A 1,808-nucleotide genomic window follows, 5' to 3' on the forward strand; every position below is an offset into this window, starting at 1 on the left:
CCCCGTACTGGATGACCGAGGCGCTGCCCGTCACGGACATCAGCCTCGAACAGATCCGTGCCGCCGCGGCCGACGCCGCCGCCGGAACCATGGCAGGCGCCGGCAACGGCGTGTGCGTGGGCCGGCCGGTGCAGGGCGCCCGCGTGGCCATCATCCCGCTGGCCGCGGACGGCACCGCACCCGGGAACGAGCCCGTCAGCGAGGCCGGAGTGAGCGGGGAGATCCTCGTCAGCGCCCCGCACGTGAAAGAAGCCTACGACCGGCTCTGGCTGACCCAGCGCGAGAGCGTCCGCACGGCCGGATGGCACCGCACCGGCGACGTGGGGCACCTCGACGCCGCCGGCCGGCTCTGGGTGGAAGGACGCCTCGTGCACGTCGTGACGGCCCCGGGCGCCGTGGTGACGCCGGTGGGCGCCGAGCAGGCCATCGAACGCCTGGACGACGTCGGGATGGCAGCCGTCGTCGGGGTCGGTCCGTCCGGGACCCAGGCTGTCGTCGCCGTCGTCGAAACAGTTCCGCCGGTCCGCCGGGCCGGTCCCGCCGCGCCGCAGCTGGCGGGCCGCGTGCGGGACGCCGCCCGCGCGGCAGGGGTCAGCGTCTCCGCCGTGCTCGCTGTCCCCTCCCAGCCGACCGACATCCGCCACAACGCCAAGATCGACCGGAGCCGCCTGGCCCGGTGGGCTTCGGCGGTGCTGGCCGGCGGCCGTCCGGGCACGCCATGAGGGTCCTCGTCACCGGCGCGAGCGGACTGCTCGGGCGGGAGGTGGCACGGCTGCTGGTGCGGCAGGGCCACGCCGTCAGCACGTTCCAGCGCCGCCCCTCCGGCGTCGACGGCGCCACGGACCTCCAAGGGTCCGTTGCGGACGAGGCCGCCGTGCGCCGCGCCGTCTCCGGCGCCGAGGGCGTCATCCACCTGGCCGCGAAGGTGTCCTTCACGGGCCGTGCCGCGGAGTTCGACGAGGTCAATGTCGAAGGCACGCGCCGCCTGCTCCGGGCCGCCCGCGAGGCCGGTGTGCGGGAGCTGGTGTTTGTTTCCTCCCCGTCCGTGGCCAATTCCGGGGCCGCCATCGCCGGGCTGGGCGCCGAGGCGGCGGACCCGGCCCGCGCGCACGGTGACTACTCCCGCACGAAGGCCGAGGCCGAACTGCTGGCGCTGGCCGCGGACTCGCCGGGTTTCCGGGTCACGGCGGTGCGCCCGCACATCGTCTGGGGCCCGGGTGACACCCAGCTGGTGGAACGGGTGCTGGAACGTGCCAGCCGCGGCCGCCTGCCGCTGCTCGACGCCGGTGCGGCCCTGATCGACACGACCTACGTGGACAACGCCGCTTCGGCCATCGTCGCCGCGCTTGACCGGATGGAGCACATCCACGGCCGGGCGCTCGTGGTCAGCAACGGCGAACCCCGCCCGGTTGGTGAGCTGCTGGCGGGCATTTGCGCCGCGGGCGGCGTCCCTGCGCCGTCGTGGACGGTGCCGGGCAGTCTCGCGCGGGCTGCGGGATCGGTGGTGGAGAAGGTGTGGTCCCGGTCCGGCCGGGCCGGGGAACCGCCGATGACCAGATTCCTCGCTGAGCAGCTCTCCACCGCCCACTGGTTCGACCAGCGCGAGACCCGTGAACTCCTCAACTGGGCCCCCGCCGTTTCGCTTGACGAGGGCCTGGCGAGGCTGGCCGGGCACTACGCCCGGACTCCCCCTACCAGCGCCCGTTCCGCGGCCGGGGCTGGCAGACGGGGCAGGTGTACGAGGACCGGTTCATGAACTGTTCCCGCAGGAGCCGGCTGACCCGGCCGGCGGCGGCGCAGCGCTTCTA

Annotated in this window: 1 protein-coding gene and 1 pseudogene; both read left to right on the forward strand. The window is 74.7% G+C overall.

Annotated features, from left to right (window positions below; genetic code table 11):
* Positions 1-722, forward strand: a pseudogene (locus LQV45_RS29605) (AMP-binding protein); the annotation flags it as partial.
* A complete protein-coding gene (locus LQV45_RS29610; protein WP_230010687.1) occupies positions 719-1,756 on the forward strand; it encodes an NAD(P)-dependent oxidoreductase in 1,038 nt (345 codons plus the stop codon). The pseudogene LQV45_RS29605 and the gene LQV45_RS29610, both read left to right, overlap by 4 nt.
* Positions 1,757-1,808 lie beyond the last annotated feature (52 nt).

Source organism: Microbacterium sp. Bi128 (assembly GCF_918698205.1).

What these genes read in the sequence shown, in the direction of transcription:
- LQV45_RS29610 (WP_230010687.1), top strand. Translation starts at nt 719, where the DNA reads ATGAGGGTCCTCGTCACCGGCGCGAGCGGACTGCTCGGGCGGGAGGTG.